Below are 16,984 nucleotides of genomic sequence, written 5' to 3' on the forward strand. Positions count from 1 at the left end.
ACGAATCATGTCATTTAGAGAAGGTCACTATTTTTCATTAGAAGATAATTATAATAACAGCAAGAATAATACGAACAAAAGCGATTATCAAAGTTTTGATTTTTCTGAAATTTCAGCAAAGAAATTAGCAGAACTTTGGAGAGAAACTTTGGATAATGGTATGCATGGAATTTGCTTCAGTTTATACGAAGACGGACAAAAACCCGGTGATATTATTACTGCTGAACAAGTTAATCGACGTATTCAAATTCTTAAGCCATATGCTAAATGGGTTCGTTCTTTTTCATGTATTGAAGGTAACGAACATATTCCAAGAATTGCTCATGAAAACGGAATGCAAACACTAGTCGGAGCTTGGCTTGGAGACGATTTAGAACTAAACGAAAATGAAATAGAGAGTTTAATCACATTAGCTAAAGAAGGGTGTGTAGATATAGCAGCAGTTGGAAACGAAGTAATGTACCGAGGTGATTTAACCGAAGATCAATTGTTGGAATATATTAAACGAGTTAAAGAAGCTTTGCCAAATATTCCAGTAGGTTATGTTGATGCTTATTATGAATTTTCACACCGACCAAGAATTACTGAGATTTGTGATGTGATTTTGACAAATTGTTATCCTTATTGGGAAGGCTGTCCAATTGAATATTCGTTACCTCACATGCAAAGTATGTTTGGCTCTGCTAAAGATGCTGGAAAAGGAAAACGAGTTATAATTACAGAAACAGGTTGGCCAAGCGAAGGCGGATCACTAAAAGGTGCCATCGCAACCAACGAGAATGCCATGAGATACTTTATTGAAACTCAAAATTGGTGTAAAAACAATGACATTGAAACATTTTATTTTTCTTCTTTTGACGAATCATGGAAAGTTGGGCCAGAAGGTGCTGTAGGAGCTTATTGGGGTTTATGGGATAAAAATGAAATATTAAAATTCTAAAAGAAATTAGATTTATATAATTTAAAAGAGTTGAAACGAGTTTAGCTTTTTAAATTCAAAGAATAATAAAAAAAATGCTCGCTATGAAATCGAAGATTCACGAATACCTGAAAAGCAATAATCAACACTTGATTAAAAAAAATACTTTTTTAAAAATTTGCTTAACACTTTTGTTATCCTGTCAATTTGGATTTTCTCAAGTTGATGTCGTTTACAGTAACTTAGTTTGGTCGGATGAATTTGAAACTAATGGTGCTGTAAATGCTTCTAAATGGCATCATCAAACACAATTACCTTCTGGTGGAAGTTGGTTTAATGGAGAAGTGCAACATTACACAAATCAGCTTACAAATTCATCGGTTAATGCAGGGTTTCTAAATATTGTTGCCAAAAAAGAGCCTTACACCGATCAAGGAATTACAAAGCAATATACTTCGGCTAGATTAAATTCTAAATTTGCTTTTCTTTATGGTCGCGTAGATATTCGAGCTAAAGTTCCCACAGATCAAGGAACATGGCCAGCTTTATGGTTATTGGGTAAAAACGTAAATGAAGATGGCGGATATTTCGATACAACTTATGGTACAACTGATTGGCCAGCCTGCGGAGAAATTGATATTATGGAACACGGAATCACTCCATCACAACCTACAAACTATGTGCAAAGCGCACTTCACACACCTTCATCATTCGGAAATACTACAAATATTGGTGGAACAATTGCCAACAATTTAGGAACCGATTATCACGTGTATTCTATGAACTGGTCGCCTTATCAAATAACTTTTCTGCTTGATGGTGTAGCTTATTATACTTACAATCCTGCTGTAAAAACTCCAAGTAATTGGCCTTTTACTTCAGAACAATATTTGTTGTTAAACATCGCAATGGGCGGAATTGCTGGAACAATACCTGCAAGTTTTACACAAACAGCAATGGATGTTGATTACGTTAGAGTTTATCAAAATACTTTGGTAGATACTCAAGCGCCAACCAATTTCACAGCAACAATTGGAACGGTTACAAGTTCTACGATTGAGTTACTATTAAACGCAAACGACAATTCAGGAAATGTAGCTTACAACATTGTCTATAGTGGTGGAACAATTTCGGTTGCTAATCCTGCAGGAGTTCAGAAATCGGTTGTTGTACCTAATTTGACGTCTAATACTAATTATAGTTTCACCGTTTCTGCAAGTGATTTGGCAGGAAATAATTTCGTTTCCAATCCACTAGTTGTAAGTGCTACTACAACAGGAGTTATTGGATGTTCAGGAACAAGTTCGGCCGCACAAACAGGCTCATTTTCTACAGGATACAACTACACTTTTGAAACTTTAGGAACGGATGTAAAAATCACTTTTGAAATGTTAGACACAGACAAAGTTGGAGTAGTAGCCTTTCTTTGGAAACAAAGTCCATTTTCTGAATCTCAAATGACCAATGTTTCCGGAAATACTTTTACTCAAACAATTACTGGCCAAACAATTGGTTCTACTATAAGCTACGCAGTCAAATTTGCTTATGCTGGAGGATTATCGGTTACTAATTATTACACTTATGTGGTTGGAAATAATTGTGCTTTAAATGTCATATCAAATAATGAATTAGAAAATCTTACTTTCATAAATCCTGTTGAAAATTATTTAAATATCAATTCTCAATCTACTATCGATAAAGTTGAAATTTTCGACTTACTTGGCAAGTTGGTGCTATCAACTTCAATTAACACTAATAACGTCGATGTTCGTAACTTAAATAAAGGTTTTTATTTACTAGCCGTTTATTCTGGAGATAAAAAAAGCGTAAAGAAAATTATAGTAAAATAGATTTTATAAAATTCCATTTTTATTATTTCTTCATCATTAACAAATAAAAACGACAGAAATAGCACAAAATTGAGCTCTTTTCTGTCGTTTTTATTCTACTTTTTAGTTTTTATTGCATTTAATATGTTAAAATTTCACGCATTATTTGTTTTTTAAGAAAAGTTTATGTTACATTTGGCTATAAATTAATTCAAATTTAACAGTCGCCTATCGCAAAAAATTACTTTTAGAAAAAACATTACGATTTTTTAACCCAAAACTAAAAGGTAATTTTATGGCTACTATTCAAATCCCAGATGCATTATTGGTAAAGAATTATATAGCCGGCGACGAGAACGCTTTGGCCGTATTAATTAAAAGACATCAGTCTAAAATTTATGGATTTATATATTCCAAAATGCCAGACCGTGATGTTGCTGACGACGTTTTTCAAGATACTTTTATCAAAGTAATTAAAACCTTAAAATCAAACTCATACAACGAAGAAGGTAAATTTTTACCATGGGTAATGCGTATTGCGCACAACCTAATCGTAGATCATTATAGAAAAAATAAAAAAATGCCAATGCTTCGTGAAACCGAAGAATTTTCAATATTTTCTATTCTAACCGATACCTCGTTAAATGCCGAATCTAGAATTATTACTGATGTAATAGAAAAAGATTTGCAAAAAATTGTTCAAGAACTTCCGCCAGATCAAAGAGACGTTTTAATGATGCGCATTTATCAAGACCTAAGTTTTAATGAAATTGCAGATTTAACAGGTGTTAGCATCAATACTGCCTTAGGTAGAATGCGTTACGCTTTAATGAACTTAAGAAAAGTGATAGATAAAAATCAAATTATTTTAACCAATTAAACAATATTTAAAAAAGTTTTGCGTTTAAGAATTATAACCAAATTAATTCTATGGCAAAACTTTACTCTAAAAGAACTTTAGCAACTACAAAAATGTTACCAAAACGCGAAACAATTAATTTCATACTTAATTTTTCTAAAGCTTTAAAAGTCGTTAAAGCAAGTAACATGAACTTCGAAATCATTGCTAATTAAGGAATATCCCGATAAGTTATCGGGATATTTTTTTTTCAAATTCCTTCAAAATATCTTTTCTACCAATAGTTTTGGTAATAATATCTTTTTCCAAATCCCAACCTCGCGCTGGCGAATATTCTCTTCCATACCAAATAATCTGTAAGTGCAAATCGTTCCAAATATCCTTCGGAAAAATCTTTTTCGCATCCTTTTCGGTTTCCACAACATTCTTACCCGAAGTTAAATTCCATCGATACATCAATCTGTGAATATGCGTGTCAACAGGAAATGCCGGAACACCAAATGCCTGACTCATAACAACACTAGCCGTTTTATGACCAACAGCAGGAAGCGATTCCAAAGCCTCAAAACTCTGCGGAACTTCACCATTATACTTATCAATCAAAATATGTGACAAGCCATGAATTCCCTTAGATTTCATCGGAGAAAGCCCGCACGGACGAATAATTTCTTTAATTTCTTCCACACTCATTTTAATCATATCATATGGATTATCAGCCTTCGCAAATAACAACGGCGTAATCTGATTCACGCGCACATCGGTACATTGAGCCGACAACAAAACCGCAATCAACAAAGTATAAGGATCTTTATGGTCCAACGGAATCGGTATGGTTGGATACAATTCTTTTAACGTATTTATAACAAACGTTACACGCTCTTTCTGGGTCATTTTTGTAATTTTATAGATGTAAATTTATAACAATTATCATTATGTGCCTAATCCAGCTTTCCGTTGCAAGTTTTATTTCACAAAGCTGTTTTTGTAAAGAATAAAAAGAGCTTCCGTTGGTCGCTTTTTTATCCTAACAAAAACTAGCTTTCTTCAATAAAAGCTTTCCACTACAATCTGGGGCAAAACACAAACTACAAACAACAATAACTATGACTACACTAAAAAAAGGTGACAAAGCACCTAATTTCGCAGCCAACGATCAAGACGGAAATACCCATTCACTAACAGATTACAAAGGAAAAAAACTAGTAGTTTTCTTTTATCCAAAAGCAAATACGCCAGGTTGCACATCAGAAGCTTGCGATTTAAGAGATAATTTCGAACGATTTCAAGCTAACAATTACGCACTTCTTGGCGTAAGCGCAGACAACGCCAAGGCGCAAGGAAATTTCAAAAATAAATACGATTTTCCATTTCCATTACTAGCCGACGAAGACAAAGCGGTAATAGATGCCTTCGGAGTTTGGGGTCCAAAAAAATTCATGGGACGCGAATACGACGGAATTCACAGAACCACATTTGTAATCGACGAAAACGGAATTATCGAAGACGTAATTTCTGATGTAAAAACCAAAGCACACGCCAGTCAAATTTTAAAGTAAACCAGTTTTTCATTTTACTATAAAAAGTAATTTTATAAAATAATTGGCTATTTCAAAAGTTCAATTTTAATGGTAATCCATATTATTATATTAAATTTGCACTTTAAAAATATAAATTCAAGAAAATGGAAAACGGAATATACGCTAAATTTAACACTACAAAAGGTGCTATTTTAGTAAAATTAACACACGATTTAACACCAGGAACTGTTGGAAACTTCGTAGCATTAGCCGAAGGAAATCTAGAAAACAAAGCACGTCCGCAAGGAAAACCATATTACGACGGATTAAAATTTCATAGAGTAATTCCAGATTTCATGATTCAAGGTGGTTGCCCACAAGGAATTGGAACTGGTGGTCCAGGTTACAGCTTTGACGACGAATTTCATCCATCATTAAAGCACGATAAACCTGGAGTTTTATCAATGGCAAACTCTGGTCCTGCTTCTAACGGTTCACAATTTTTTATCACGCACGTTCCAACAAATTGGTTAGATAACAAACATACTGTTTTTGGAAATGTAGTTGAAGGTCAAGAAATTGTTGATGCTGTTGCGCAAGGTGATGTTCTAGAAACTCTAGAAATTGTAAGAGTAGGAGAAGAGGCAGAAAAATGGAATGCTGTTGAGGCTTTCAGAACATTTGAAGGAAATCGTCAAAAAAAAATCGAAGACGCTAAAAAAGCAGCCGAAGCTAAAATGGAAGAATTAGCAGCTGGTTTTGATAAAACAGAAAGCGGTTTACGTTATAAAATGATTCAAAAAGGATCAGGAAAACAAGCAGAAAACGGTAAAACGGTTTCTGTTCACTACGAAGGTTCATTAGAAACTGGTAAAGTATTTGATTCATCTTATCCAAGAAAAAAACCAATCGAATTTAGACTTGGTCAAGGTCAAGTTATTGAAGGTTGGGACGAAGGTATTGCACTTTTACAAGTTGGAGACAAAGCTCGTTTTGTTATTCCATCTTATTTAGGTTACGGACCATCTGGCGCTGGCGGAGTGATTCCACCAAATGCAACTTTAATTTTCGACGTAGAATTAATGGACGTGAAATAATATTAAATTTTAGATATTAGATTTAAATATCCCAAAAGCAAGAGTTTTTGGGATATTTTTTTATATTTACTTCACTAATCAAGAAAATATGAAAGTAAAAGTAACATTGATTGCGGTTTTAGGAATAGTTTTATACTCATGTTCACCCAAAATTGTACCGCAAGAACAACCAGAAAAAGTTGTTGCTATTGAAGAAGTTGCCGTTGAAGTTATAAAAGAAGAACCACCACAAGAAGTAGCGTCTTATTTAATGCTTTCTCCAGAATTAGCTGAAGGAAAAGATTTATATGAAAACAATTGTGCTAAATGTCATGAACTTTATAATCCAAAAAAATTTACGGCAGAACAATGGACACCCATTTTAATCGACATGCAGAAAAACACCGATTTAACTGATGAGCAAAGAATGAAAGTGTACAATTATGTAACTATGAAATAATAATTATCCGTCTTACGGCAGATTTTTATTGGAATAATTTTTGACTTCGTATCTTTGAAAAATACTCGTCATTATGAAATTTTGTATTCTATTCTTTTTTTCTTTTTTATCTATTCACGCACAAGATTTAAGTCAGGCGCAACATTGTGGTTATGACTTTACTTCGTATCTCGTTTTGAATGTTCATGAAGAAGGAGCAACTACTAATATTAAAAATCTCAAACTTACTTTAGTAGATTTGGATGGAAAGGAATTAGTAAACACTAACAATAAATACAGTTGGAGTGACGATAAAAAGCCACTAACTTTTTTATTTAATTATAGAATTGACGAAGATGCAACTACAACTAATAATATAGAAATTAAGAAAGAACGTTGGTTTTTTCCTTATGCTAAAGACAATTATTATTTATCAGTAATCAATTCATTTCCAGCAGATCAAGTGAAAGTAAAAATTGAAGACATCGATGGTAAAGAAAACGGAGGTTTATTTGAAACGCAAATCGTCGATTTAGGATATTTTGATTTGTTTGTTTTGTGCTCCAATCAGGCTCGAGATTATGCCGTCCAATTTGGTAGAAAAGCCAATAAACCTCTTGAAGTTATTTTAAAAAAGAAATAGCAAAATCATAATTTGATTTAAATTACAAAATTGCTATCTCCAATATTTTTGAAATTTATAATGTAAATCCGTCAGGTAAAATTGCACCTTTTTTCACTACAATAATTCCGTCTTTAATAGTATATAAATTGGTATTTGTGTCTTCAAGATGACTGCCGCCATTTAGTCGAACATCGTTTCCAATTCTACAATTTTTATCTACAATGGTGTGATTTATAAAACATCTGTCGCCAATTCCGATATTGATAATTCCATTCTCGGAATTGTGTCTAATTTCCTCTAGATTTTGATAATAATCGTTACCCATTAAATACGAATTTGTAACGGTCGAACCATAACCAACACGGCTTCTAATTCCGATTACAGAATGTTCGATTTGTGCGCCGTTTATGATGCAACCTTCTGCAACAACCGATTTGTCAATTGTTGTTGCACCAGTAATTTTTGATGGAGGCAAAACCCTTGCACGTGTATAAATTTTACTAGAATTATCAAATAAATTGAACTTCGGAATATCATCTGTTAATCCTAGATTGGCTTCGAAAAACGAGTCTATGTTTCCGATATCCGTCCAATAACCTTCGTATTGATAACTCAAAATCTTCTGTTTTCCAATGGCTTGCGGAATAATTTCTTTCCCAAAATCTTTAGTGTCAGGATTAGACATTAACTCAATTAAAAGCTCACGATTGAAAATATAAATACCCATCGAAGCGAGATAATGTTTTCCTTCGGCTTTAGATTCGTCACTTACTTCCGATGTCCATTCGGGTAATAAACTAGCATTTGGTTTTTCTATAAATGAAGTAATTAAATTCTCAGAATCGGTTTTTAAAATTCCAAATTCAGAGGCTTCTTTAGCAGTAACTGGTAATGTAGCAATAGAAATTGTTGCACCACTTTTTTCGTGAGCATCAATCATTTTATTGAAATTCATATGATACAATTGATCGCCCGAAAGTATTAAAGCATAGTCAAATTCGTGATTTAAAAAATGGTTCATACATTGACGTACAGCATCGGCAGTTCCTTGAAACCAAGTTGGATTATCTGGTGTTTGTTCGGCTGCAAGAATATCAACAAAAGCAGTACTAAAATGACTAAAGTGATAGGTATTTTTAATGTGTTGGTTTAGCGAAGCCGAATTGAATTGGGTTAAAACAAACATCCTTTTGATATCAGAATTAATACAATTGGAGATTGGAATATCAACCAAACGGTATTTTCCTGCAATTGGAACTGCTGGTTTAGAACGACTTTCGGTTAATGGGTATAATCTAGAACCTTGTCCGCCACCTAAAATTATGGCTAATGCACTTTTTTTCATCTGAATCAATTTTAAATTGGATTGTGGTTTTTATTGATTTATGCTTTTTCTTTTTCAAATTTTGAAATTACATTTTCATAATATTTGTAGGTTGTTTTTGCAATAGATTCCCAACTAAAAATGTCTAAAACTCTTTCTCTTCCAGCTTTTCCCATTTGAGTTGCCAAGTTTTCATCGTCTAATAAAAGATTGATTTTTTTGGCAAAATTCTTCTGAAATTCTTCCGGATTTTTAGGATTAAAATCGGTTCTGGAAATGCTTTCCAATTCAATTAAATATCCTGTTTTGCCTTCAATAATGATTTCTGGAATTCCTCCAACGGCACTTCCTACAACAGGAGTTTCACAAGACATGGCTTCAAGATTTATAATTCCAAATGGTTCATAAAGCGATGGACATGCAAAAACGCGTGCATGACTGTAAAGTACTTTGATTTTTTCTCGAGGAAGCATTTCCGAAATTAGAATAATTCCGTCTCGTTGCGATTGTAATTCTTGAATTAACTTTTCAGTTTCTTTCGCAATTTCTTCGGTATCTGGCGCACCAGCACAAAGAACCACTTGACAATTTTTATTAAAATATTTTGCTGCCGATATTAATTGGGAAATTCCTTTTTGACGCGTAATTCTGCCTACAAAAAGCACGAAAGGAATATCTAGATTGATGCCATATTCTAGCAATAAATCGGTATCAAAAGTTGGTTTGTAAAATTCTGGATCGATACCATTATGAATTACAGTTACTTTTTCGGGAGCAACTCCATAAGCTTCAATAACATCGGATTTCATTTGTTGGCTAACGGCAATAATTCCATCGGCTGTATTGTAGGCATGATTTTCTATCCATCTTGAAAGAAAATAACCATTTCCTAGTTGTTCTACTTTCCAAGGACGATGTGTTTCTAAGCTGTGTGTTGTTAAAATAAGTGGCACTTGAAGTAATTCTCTAGAAAAAATTCCGGCCAAATGTGTGTACCAAGTATGGCAATGAATCACATCGGCATCAAGGGTGTTTTGAGACATTTCCACATTTCTACTCAGATTATGAAACATCTTAATGTGCTGATTTTTATCGTCTTTCATCTTGTTGAGTGAAGATTGAATTCCGATAACATTCATAGAATTAGTATTTTCTAATTGATTTCCGAAACATCGCACTTCAACTTGACCTAGTTTGGCCAATTCCTGACTTAAAAAATCGATATGAACACCAGCGCCACCGTAAATATTTGGAGGAAACTCATTGGAAAAAAGTGCTATTTTCATAAAATACAGTCTATAATTTTATATAAAACTTAAAAGTAGGAAATAAATTTAACAATTTAATTTTTTTGAACTAAAATATCTGAGTGTTAAGTACTAGGTAAAAAAAATACATCATAAATTTAAATAAATAATTTATGATGTATTGTATGAAAATTTTATTTTTTCGTAAAGTTTACGAATTCAAAAACTCAATAAGGTCTTTATTTAATCGATCTCTTTCGGTGTAAAAAAGTCCGTGAGGTGCTTCTTCGTAAACAATAAATTTATTATTCGGAATTAATTCACTGGCTTTTTCTGAAGAAATTTCTATCGGTACAATATCATCTTCATCGCCATGAATAATCAATGTTGGAACATTTATCAATTTCATTTCATCACGAAAATCGGTTGTAGAAAATGACTTCGCACATTCTAATGTAGCATGTGGCGATGCAGCAGAACAAAGCATTCTGTAGTATTCTAATAATGGCGTGCTCAATGGTTTATTGATTAAACTTACTCCAAAAAAGCTTTTCCCAAAATTATCAATAAAGTCAATTCTGTCATTTTTAATAGTATTTGTTCTTTCTTCGTTATCATCAGGATTTCTTCCTTCTGGATTGTCTGTTGTACGTAATAAAAAAGGAGTTATTGATGCAATTAAAACGGCTTTAATTACATTTTTCCCACCATGACGACTAAAGTAGCGAACCACTTCACCGCCACCCATAGAAAATCCAACAAGAGTAACATCTGTTAGTTCTAATTGGTCAATTATCTCTTTTAAATCATCAGTTAAAGAGTCATAGGAGTAACCATTCCAAGGTTGAGAAGATTTTCCAAAACCTCTTCTATCATAGGTAATTACTCTAAAGTTATTTTCTACTAAAGTTTCTACTTGATATTCCCACATTTCGTTAGAAAGCGGCCAACCATGAATTAATATCACTGGTTTTCCCGATCCATAATCTTTAACATACAACTTTGTATTAGGAGCAGTTTGAATATATTTATCTGAAGATCGCTCTTGAATTTGTTTATAATCGCTCATTTCTTTATGTTTTTTATTATTCTTTGTGTAGTATAAAATTACTATCTAGTCCTAATAAAAAAGTTACATAAAAACTTTTAATACTTACAAATTTCATAGCTTTGGCTATAAATAATACAATTTATTTTATATTTATGGAACTTACTTGGAGTGAATTTGAAAAAGTAGAAATGCGAATAGGAACTATCTTAGAAGCAAATGATTTTCCCGAAGCTAGAATCCCAGCTTATCAATTGGTAATTGATTTTGGTGTTGAAGTTGGAATTAGAAAATCATCTGCACAAATTACAAAGCGTTATTTGAAAGACGATTTAATAGGAAAACAAATTGTAGCAGTAGTTAATTTTCCGAAGAAACAAATAGGGAAGTTTATGAGCGAATGTCTAGTTCTAGGCTCAGTAAATAATTATGATATTGTATTGTTATCATCTGATTTAAAAGTAGAAAATGGACTGAGAATTGGTTAGTCTTTTTTCTTTTTATTTACGGCAACATAAATATTGAACAAGCAAAGTACAATAAAAAGCGCAGGAATAATAAAAGATTTCATATCTCTGTTATTCGCATAATTAGTATAAATCATATACAACCAAAATGCAATAAAAAAAGCGTTAAATGGAATAGCATATTTGTTTAAAAATAGAAGAAATTTTTGCATAATTTGATGTTTTAAAAAAAGTCCGAAATCATTAAATCTCGGACTTTTCTATGTTTATTATTAAATATCGTCAAAATTTAAATCGGTAAAACTAGTAGTTTTTGGTTCTTCTTCACCTTCGTTTTTATCTGAAAAATATTCTTTCTTGAAATCTTTCTGATGTCTTTCAGAAATCACTTCTTCACCTTTATTATTCAACACAAAAGCTGTCATTTCATCCATAATTTCTTTGAAAGCGGTAAAATCTTCTTTGTATAAATAGATTTTGTGTTTTTTAAAGTGAAAAGACCCGTCTTCTTCTGTAAATTTTTTACTTTCGGTAATGGTAATATAGTAGTCTTCTGCTTTAGTTGCTCTTACATCAAAGAAATAAGTTCTTCTTCCAGCTCTTAGTACTTTAGAAAAAATTTCATCTTTTTCTAACATATCATTTTCTCTCATATTCGTTCTATCAATTAGTAGTTTTTGTTCTACGAAAATGGTAAAAAAAATGTTTGTATGCAAGAATTATTGTACTTCTTTTTCAGAAAGTTGTTTGTAATAAAGTTCTTTGTAATAGCCTTCTTGGTTTACTAATTGATTATGAGAACCTTGTTGGATAATTTTTCCTTCATCGAGAATAATAATCACATCAGCATTTTTTGCAGATGAAACGCGGTGACTTACAATTATAGTTGTTTTGTTTTTAGAAATTTCAAGTAAGTTATTCAAAATTTGCTCTTCGGTTTCGGTATCAACTGCCGATAAACAATCGTCTAAAAGAAGTATTTCAGGATCTTTTATAATAGCTCTTGCGATAGAAACACGTTGCTTTTGTCCACCAGAAAGTGTGATGCCTCGTTCGCCCAAAACAGTTTCATATTGTTGATTGAAATTGATAATATTATCATGAACTACCGCTTTTTTGGCCGCTTCAAATACTTCTTCATCCGAAGCATTTTCTTTTCCAAACTTAATGTTATTCTTTATTGAATCGGAGAACAAAAAAGCATCTTGTGGAACAATTCCGATACTATTTCTTAAATCGTACAAATTTAAATCGGCTAATGGAATTCCGTCCATTAAAATTGAACCTTCCTTAATATCATACATTCTGGTTATCAAAGTTAGAATACTTGATTTACCAGAACCTGTTTTTCCTAAAATTGCTAAAGTTTCTCCTTTATTCACTTTGAACGACACATTTTTTAAAGCATCAATATTGGTGTCTTCATAAGTAAAACTTACATTTCTAAACTCAATTTCTCCTTTAATAATCGAATGATTTGGATTGGTGTTCTTGATTTCTGGTTCAATTTTTAGAAATTCATTGATGCGTTTTTGCGATGCTTCGGCTTCTTGAACTAGCGATGAAACCCATCCAATAGTAGCAACTGGCCAAGTTAACATGTTTACGTATAGAATAAATTCAGCAATGGTTCCGATGCTTTTTATCGTTCCGTCGATGTACATCATTCCTCCAAAATAAATTACAACCAAATTACTAACACCAATTAAGGTTACCATTAGTGGACCAAAAAAGGATTGCACATTAGCCAAACTCATGCTTTTGCTTTTACTTTCCTCAGCAAGATTGATGATGTTTTTTTGATGATGTTCTTCAAGACTATACGCTTTTACAACTCTAATTCCCGAAAAAATCTCTTGTGTATAACTCGATATTTTTGATAAATATTGCTGAAAAATAGTACTACGTTTATTGATAATAACACTTATCTTAAAGATAATAAATGATAAAATAGGTAACGGAAGCAATGTGTATAAGGTCAATATTTTCGATTCATTATACATGTAAATAATTACAATTGTGAAAGTTATCAATGTATTTATAGTATACATTACAGCTGGACCAACATACATTCTTACCTTTCCAACATCTTCACTAATTCTGCTCATTAAATCTCCAGTTCTATTTTTTTTGTAAAAATTTTGATCTAAAACTTCATAATGTTTAAAAACCTCATTTTTTAAATCAAACTCAATGTGGCGTGACATCACAATTAAGGTTTGACGCATTAAGAAGGTCAAAATACCAGCAATAATGGTAGTTCCAACAACCAACAATATATTCTGAATTAATTCGCTTTTAATTAATTCGTTGCTCAAATTTTGATCGTGATAATCTTCAATGGCTTTAAAAGACTTACTTATTAGTTTTGGTGTAAAAAGTCTAAAGATTTGTGCGACAATAGTTATTAAAATACCCAATAAAAATCGGTATTTGTATTTAGCAAAATATTTATTTAAATATTGTAGTTCTTTCATTTTTTTTATAAAAAGGCGCGTAGTATTAATTCTACATGTGTTAATTATATGAAAATAATATAATTTAAAAATAATCGATTTAAATTAATTTTATTAACAATATGCTAATTAAAACTAAATTTCATGAATTATTTTGAATAAAAAGTTAAATTTGCGCTGACTTGTTGATAAAGTCGCAACACAAATATATTTTTTATGACTACAGAAATCACAACCCCACAAGAGCTTCAAAAAATGGATCCTGTCTTCGGTCAATTATCATTTGATAATCATGAACAAATTGTTTTTTGCAACGACAAAGATACTGGATTAAAAGCAATTATTGGTATTCATAACTCAGTTTTAGGACCAGCTTTAGGCGGAACTAGAATGTGGAATTACGCTAACGAATGGGAAGCATTAAACGATGTTTTACGTCTTTCGCGAGGAATGACTTATAAATCTGCAATCACTGGATTAGATCTTGGTGGAGGAAAAGCGGTTATCATTGGTGATGCTAAAACTCAAAAAACACCAGAATTAATGCGCAAGTTTGGTGAATTTGTTCACTCTCTTTCAGGAAGATATATCACTGCCGAAGATGTTGGTATGGTAACAGCCGATATGGATACTGTTCGCGATGTAACTCCTTATGTAACTGGAATTTCAGAATCTCGTGGAGGTTCGGGAAATCCTTCTCCTGTAACAGCTTATGGTGTTTACATGGGAATGAAAGCTGCGGCTAAATACCAATTTGGTTCAGATAAATTGGATGGTAAAAAAGTACTAGTTCAAGGTATTGGTCATGTTGGTGAAACGTTGGTTGATTATTTAACTAAAGAAGGTGCGTTGGTTCAAATTACCGATATTAATGAAGGTAGATTGGATGAAGTTTCTAAAAAATACGGTGCTTCAATTTTTACTGGAGCTGATTTATACACTGCAGAAGTTGATATTTATGCGCCTTGTGCACTTGGAGCAACAATTAATGACGATACGGTTTATAAAATTCAAGCGAAAGTTATTGCTGGAGCAGCAAATAATCAATTGGCAAATGAAAACATTCACGGACCAATTTTGCAAGAAAGAGGTATTTTATATGCGCCAGATTTCTTAATCAACGCAGGTGGAATTATTAACGTATATGCTGAAATTGCTCATTATGATAAAGCAGAATCAATGCGTAGAACAGAAAATATCTACAATACTACTTTAGAAATTTTTGATTATGCAAAGACCAACAATTTGACGCCACAAAAAGCGGCTATGGCAATTGCAGACAACAGAATTGCACAAAGAAAAAAAGAAAACGCTAAATAGTAAAGTGTTTAAAAAAATAGTTTTATTTTTGCAAAGCGAAAGAGCACTTCTTTCGCTTTGTTAATTTTTAAAAGTTCTTATCCGTGTTAAACAGAAGACATATTCGAGTAAAAGTGATGCAAACAATTTATGCAATGCATCAAAGTGGTTCAGATAATCTTGAAAAACAAGAGAAATTTTTGTCAGCTAGTTTAGAAAATATTCAAGATTTATATCTTATTATGGTTTCTACTCTTACTGAATTAAGAAAAAAAGAAATCGAATATATTGAAATTGCAAGCAAAAAACACCTTGCTACTCCAGAAGAACGCAATCCTAATTTAAAATTTATCAATAACAGCATTTTACTTGCTCTAGAAGAAAGTAATTCGTTAAGTGTTGCTCTTGAAAAAAGAAAAATTAACAATTGGCAAGCCAACGACGATACTATTTTATTGTTGTTACAAGATGTAAAGCAAAGCGAATTGTATCAAAACTACATGGCAAAGAAAGAAGCTACTTTTGAAGAAGAACGTTTCTTTATTGCCGATTTATTTTCGGAGGTTATTGCGCCAAACGAAAAATTGTATTCCTATTTAGAGGATTTTAAATTGACTTGGGTTGATGATATTCCGGTTGTAAATACACAAATTCTAAAACAGTTGAAGCAATTTTCTAAAACAGAAGATTTTAGAGTTTCTCCATTATACAAAGATGTTGAAGATAAAGATTTCGCTTCGATATTGTATAGAAAAACAGTTTTAAACGAAGAAAAATTAGCTAAAGAATTTATTGATAAAACACCAAATTGGGATATGGAACGTATTGCCGAATTGGATACCATAATTTTGAAAATGGCAATCTGTGAATTTTTAAATTTTCCGTCAATTCCTGTGAAGGTAACAATTAACGAATATTTAGAACTTGCAAAAGAATATTCTACACCAAAAAGCAGTATTTTTATCAACGGAATTTTAGATAATTTAGTCAAAGATTTTCAAGCTAATGACCGAATTAAAAAAGTAGGAAGAGGTTTAATATAAATTTTAAAACAGAATGAAAAAGTTATTTATTCTTTCTTTGTCGATTGTTTTATTTACATCTTGCAAAAAAGAAAAAGAAGATCAAAATCAAATTAAAGAAACATCAATCAGTAAAAGTGTTCCAAAAACAGAATCGGATGTTCCAAAAGGCAAGGTAACATTAATGACTTTTGATAAAAAAATCCATGATTTTGGTGTTATCAAAGCAGATTCTAAAGTAAGCTATACTTTTAAATTTACAAACTCTGGTACAAATGATTTACTAATTACGGATGCGAAAGGATCTTGTGGATGCACAATTCCAGAGTATTCTAAAGAGCCAATCAAGCCAGGAGCAACTGGAGAAATTAAAGTAGTATTTGATTCAACCAATAAAAAAGGTGAGCACAAAAAAACAGTTACAGTTCACGCCAACACGCCAACTGGAGTTGAAAAATTAACAATTAGAGCATCAATTTCTGAAGGTAACAAAGACCAAGATGCTCCTAAAACAATAACATCTAAATAAATTTTAAAACAATTATGGAACAAATTAGTCAGTTTTTACCATTCATCTTAATGTTTGTGGTATTATATTTTTTTATGATTTTGCCACAACAAAAAAGAGCAAAGAAAGAAAAAGCATTTGAAAGCAGTTTAAAAGTAGGTGATAAAATCATTACAAAAAGTGGATTCCACGGGAAAATTGCCGAAATCTCTGAAACATCAGTTGTAATTGAAACAATGTCAGGTAAATTAAAAATTGAGCGTTCTGCAATTTCTATGGAAATGAGTGCGGCATTAGCTACCAAAAAAGCTTAATTCAATATATTCTAAATAAATGAAAATCCTAAATT

20 protein-coding genes are annotated in these 16,984 nt (G+C 32.0%); 13 read left to right on the forward strand and 7 right to left on the reverse strand.

Annotation, left to right across the window (positions count from 1 at the left end; all coding sequences use genetic code 11):
* Window positions 1-7 precede the first annotated feature (7 nt).
* The 4 genes from LG45_RS13675 to LG45_RS16500 all read left to right on the forward strand — a co-directional run bounded on the left by LG45_RS13675 (window position 8) and on the right by LG45_RS16500 (window position 3,822).
* Window positions 8-940 (forward strand): glycoside hydrolase family 17 protein, encoded by a 933-nt coding sequence (locus tag LG45_RS13675; RefSeq protein WP_035128087.1) that lies wholly within the window; start codon window positions 8-10, stop codon window positions 938-940.
* Window positions 941-1,023: 83 nt separating this feature from the next.
* Window positions 1,024-2,769: a family 16 glycosylhydrolase gene (locus tag LG45_RS16495; protein WP_052087600.1), complete on the forward strand. Its 1,746-nt coding sequence runs from the start codon at window positions 1,024-1,026 to the stop codon at window positions 2,767-2,769.
* A gap of 274 nt (window positions 2,770-3,043) precedes the next feature.
* Window positions 3,044-3,628 carry an RNA polymerase sigma factor gene (locus LG45_RS13685; RefSeq protein WP_035128089.1) on the forward strand — a complete coding sequence of 195 codons (585 nt, stop codon included), beginning with the start codon at window positions 3,044-3,046 and terminating at the stop codon, window positions 3,626-3,628.
* Between the two features lie 50 nt (window positions 3,629-3,678).
* The gene (locus LG45_RS16500; RefSeq protein WP_165570809.1) at window positions 3,679-3,822 is read left to right on the forward strand and encodes a hypothetical protein; all 144 of its coding nucleotides are present in this window, start codon (window positions 3,679-3,681) and stop codon (window positions 3,820-3,822) included.
* 16 nt (window positions 3,823-3,838) lie between these two features.
* On the opposite strand, the gene LG45_RS13690 is transcribed toward LG45_RS16500, so the two are convergent.
* Window positions 3,839-4,498 carry an endonuclease III domain-containing protein gene (locus tag LG45_RS13690; RefSeq protein WP_035128091.1) on the reverse strand — a complete coding sequence of 220 codons (660 nt, stop codon included), beginning with the start codon at window positions 4,496-4,498 and terminating at the stop codon, window positions 3,839-3,841.
* Between the two features lie 212 nt (window positions 4,499-4,710).
* Here LG45_RS13690 and bcp point away from each other — a divergent pair, with 212 nt between their 5' ends.
* From bcp to LG45_RS13710, 4 genes are all read left to right on the forward strand, one after another.
* Window positions 4,711-5,163 (forward strand): thioredoxin-dependent thiol peroxidase, encoded by a 453-nt coding sequence (gene bcp / locus LG45_RS13695; protein ID WP_035128093.1) that lies wholly within the window; start codon window positions 4,711-4,713, stop codon window positions 5,161-5,163.
* A gap of 125 nt (window positions 5,164-5,288) precedes the next feature.
* Window positions 5,289-6,221, forward strand: a complete 933-nt coding sequence (locus LG45_RS13700) for a peptidylprolyl isomerase (protein WP_035128095.1) — start codon at window positions 5,289-5,291, stop codon at window positions 6,219-6,221.
* An 88-nt stretch (window positions 6,222-6,309) separates the two neighbouring features.
* Entirely contained in the window at window positions 6,310-6,660 is a 351-nt protein-coding gene (locus tag LG45_RS16675) for a c-type cytochrome (protein ID WP_035128097.1), read from the forward strand.
* A gap of 73 nt (window positions 6,661-6,733) precedes the next feature.
* On the forward strand, window positions 6,734-7,282 hold the full coding sequence (locus tag LG45_RS13710) for a hypothetical protein (RefSeq protein ID WP_035128099.1): 549 nt from the start codon (window positions 6,734-6,736) through the stop codon (window positions 7,280-7,282).
* A 55-nt stretch (window positions 7,283-7,337) separates the two neighbouring features.
* Here the strand turns inward: LG45_RS13710 and LG45_RS13715 are convergent, their stop codons facing one another.
* The 3 genes from LG45_RS13715 to LG45_RS13725 all read right to left on the reverse strand — a co-directional run bounded on the left by LG45_RS13715 (window position 7,338) and on the right by LG45_RS13725 (window position 10,904).
* Entirely contained in the window at window positions 7,338-8,609 is a 1,272-nt protein-coding gene (locus LG45_RS13715) for a glucose-1-phosphate adenylyltransferase (protein ID WP_035128101.1), read from the reverse strand.
* Between the two features lie 38 nt (window positions 8,610-8,647).
* The gene (glgA, locus tag LG45_RS13720; protein ID WP_035128103.1) at window positions 8,648-9,874 is read right to left on the reverse strand and encodes a glycogen synthase; all 1,227 of its coding nucleotides are present in this window, start codon (window positions 9,872-9,874) and stop codon (window positions 8,648-8,650) included.
* Window positions 9,875-10,046: 172 nt separating this feature from the next.
* On the reverse strand, window positions 10,047-10,904 hold the full coding sequence (locus LG45_RS13725) for an alpha/beta fold hydrolase (protein WP_052087601.1): 858 nt from the start codon (window positions 10,902-10,904) through the stop codon (window positions 10,047-10,049).
* Window positions 10,905-11,038: 134 nt separating this feature from the next.
* Here LG45_RS13725 and LG45_RS13730 point away from each other — a divergent pair, with 134 nt between their 5' ends.
* Entirely contained in the window at window positions 11,039-11,371 is a 333-nt protein-coding gene (locus LG45_RS13730; protein ID WP_035128105.1) for a tRNA-binding protein, read from the forward strand.
* Here the strand turns inward: LG45_RS13730 and LG45_RS13735 are convergent.
* The 3 genes from LG45_RS13735 to LG45_RS13745 all read right to left on the reverse strand — a co-directional run bounded on the left by LG45_RS13735 (window position 11,368) and on the right by LG45_RS13745 (window position 13,827).
* A complete protein-coding gene (locus LG45_RS13735) occupies window positions 11,368-11,562 on the reverse strand; it encodes a hypothetical protein (protein ID WP_035128107.1) in 195 nt (64 codons plus the stop codon). The genes LG45_RS13730 and LG45_RS13735 overlap by 4 nt on opposite strands.
* 60 nt (window positions 11,563-11,622) lie before the next feature.
* Window positions 11,623-12,003: a PUR family DNA/RNA-binding protein gene (locus LG45_RS13740; RefSeq protein WP_035128109.1), complete on the reverse strand. Its 381-nt coding sequence runs from the start codon at window positions 12,001-12,003 to the stop codon at window positions 11,623-11,625.
* A 66-nt stretch (window positions 12,004-12,069) separates the two neighbouring features.
* Window positions 12,070-13,827, reverse strand: coding sequence for an ABC transporter ATP-binding protein (locus LG45_RS13745; protein WP_035128111.1), 1,758 nt, complete (start codon window positions 13,825-13,827; stop codon window positions 12,070-12,072).
* A 195-nt stretch (window positions 13,828-14,022) separates the two neighbouring features.
* Between LG45_RS13745 and LG45_RS13750 the strand changes: the two genes are divergently transcribed.
* The 4 genes from LG45_RS13750 (at window position 14,023) to yajC (ending at window position 16,949) form a co-directional block, all read left to right on the forward strand.
* The gene (locus LG45_RS13750) at window positions 14,023-15,126 is read left to right on the forward strand and encodes a Glu/Leu/Phe/Val family dehydrogenase (protein ID WP_035128113.1); all 1,104 of its coding nucleotides are present in this window, start codon (window positions 14,023-14,025) and stop codon (window positions 15,124-15,126) included.
* A 116-nt stretch (window positions 15,127-15,242) separates the two neighbouring features.
* Window positions 15,243-16,148, forward strand: a complete 906-nt coding sequence (gene nusB, locus LG45_RS13755; RefSeq protein ID WP_035128457.1) for a transcription antitermination factor NusB — start codon at window positions 15,243-15,245, stop codon at window positions 16,146-16,148.
* Between the two features lie 13 nt (window positions 16,149-16,161).
* Window positions 16,162-16,656, forward strand: coding sequence for a DUF1573 domain-containing protein (locus LG45_RS13760; protein WP_035128115.1), 495 nt, complete (start codon window positions 16,162-16,164; stop codon window positions 16,654-16,656).
* A 14-nt stretch (window positions 16,657-16,670) separates the two neighbouring features.
* Window positions 16,671-16,949, forward strand: coding sequence for a preprotein translocase subunit YajC (gene yajC / locus LG45_RS13765; RefSeq protein WP_035128117.1), 279 nt, complete (start codon window positions 16,671-16,673; stop codon window positions 16,947-16,949).
* The last annotated feature ends 35 nt before the right edge of the window (window positions 16,950-16,984 follow it).

Origin of the sequence: Flavobacterium aquatile LMG 4008 = ATCC 11947, from assembly GCF_000757385.1 — a bacterium.
GTDB lineage: Bacteria > Bacteroidota > Bacteroidia > Flavobacteriales > Flavobacteriaceae > Flavobacterium > Flavobacterium aquatile.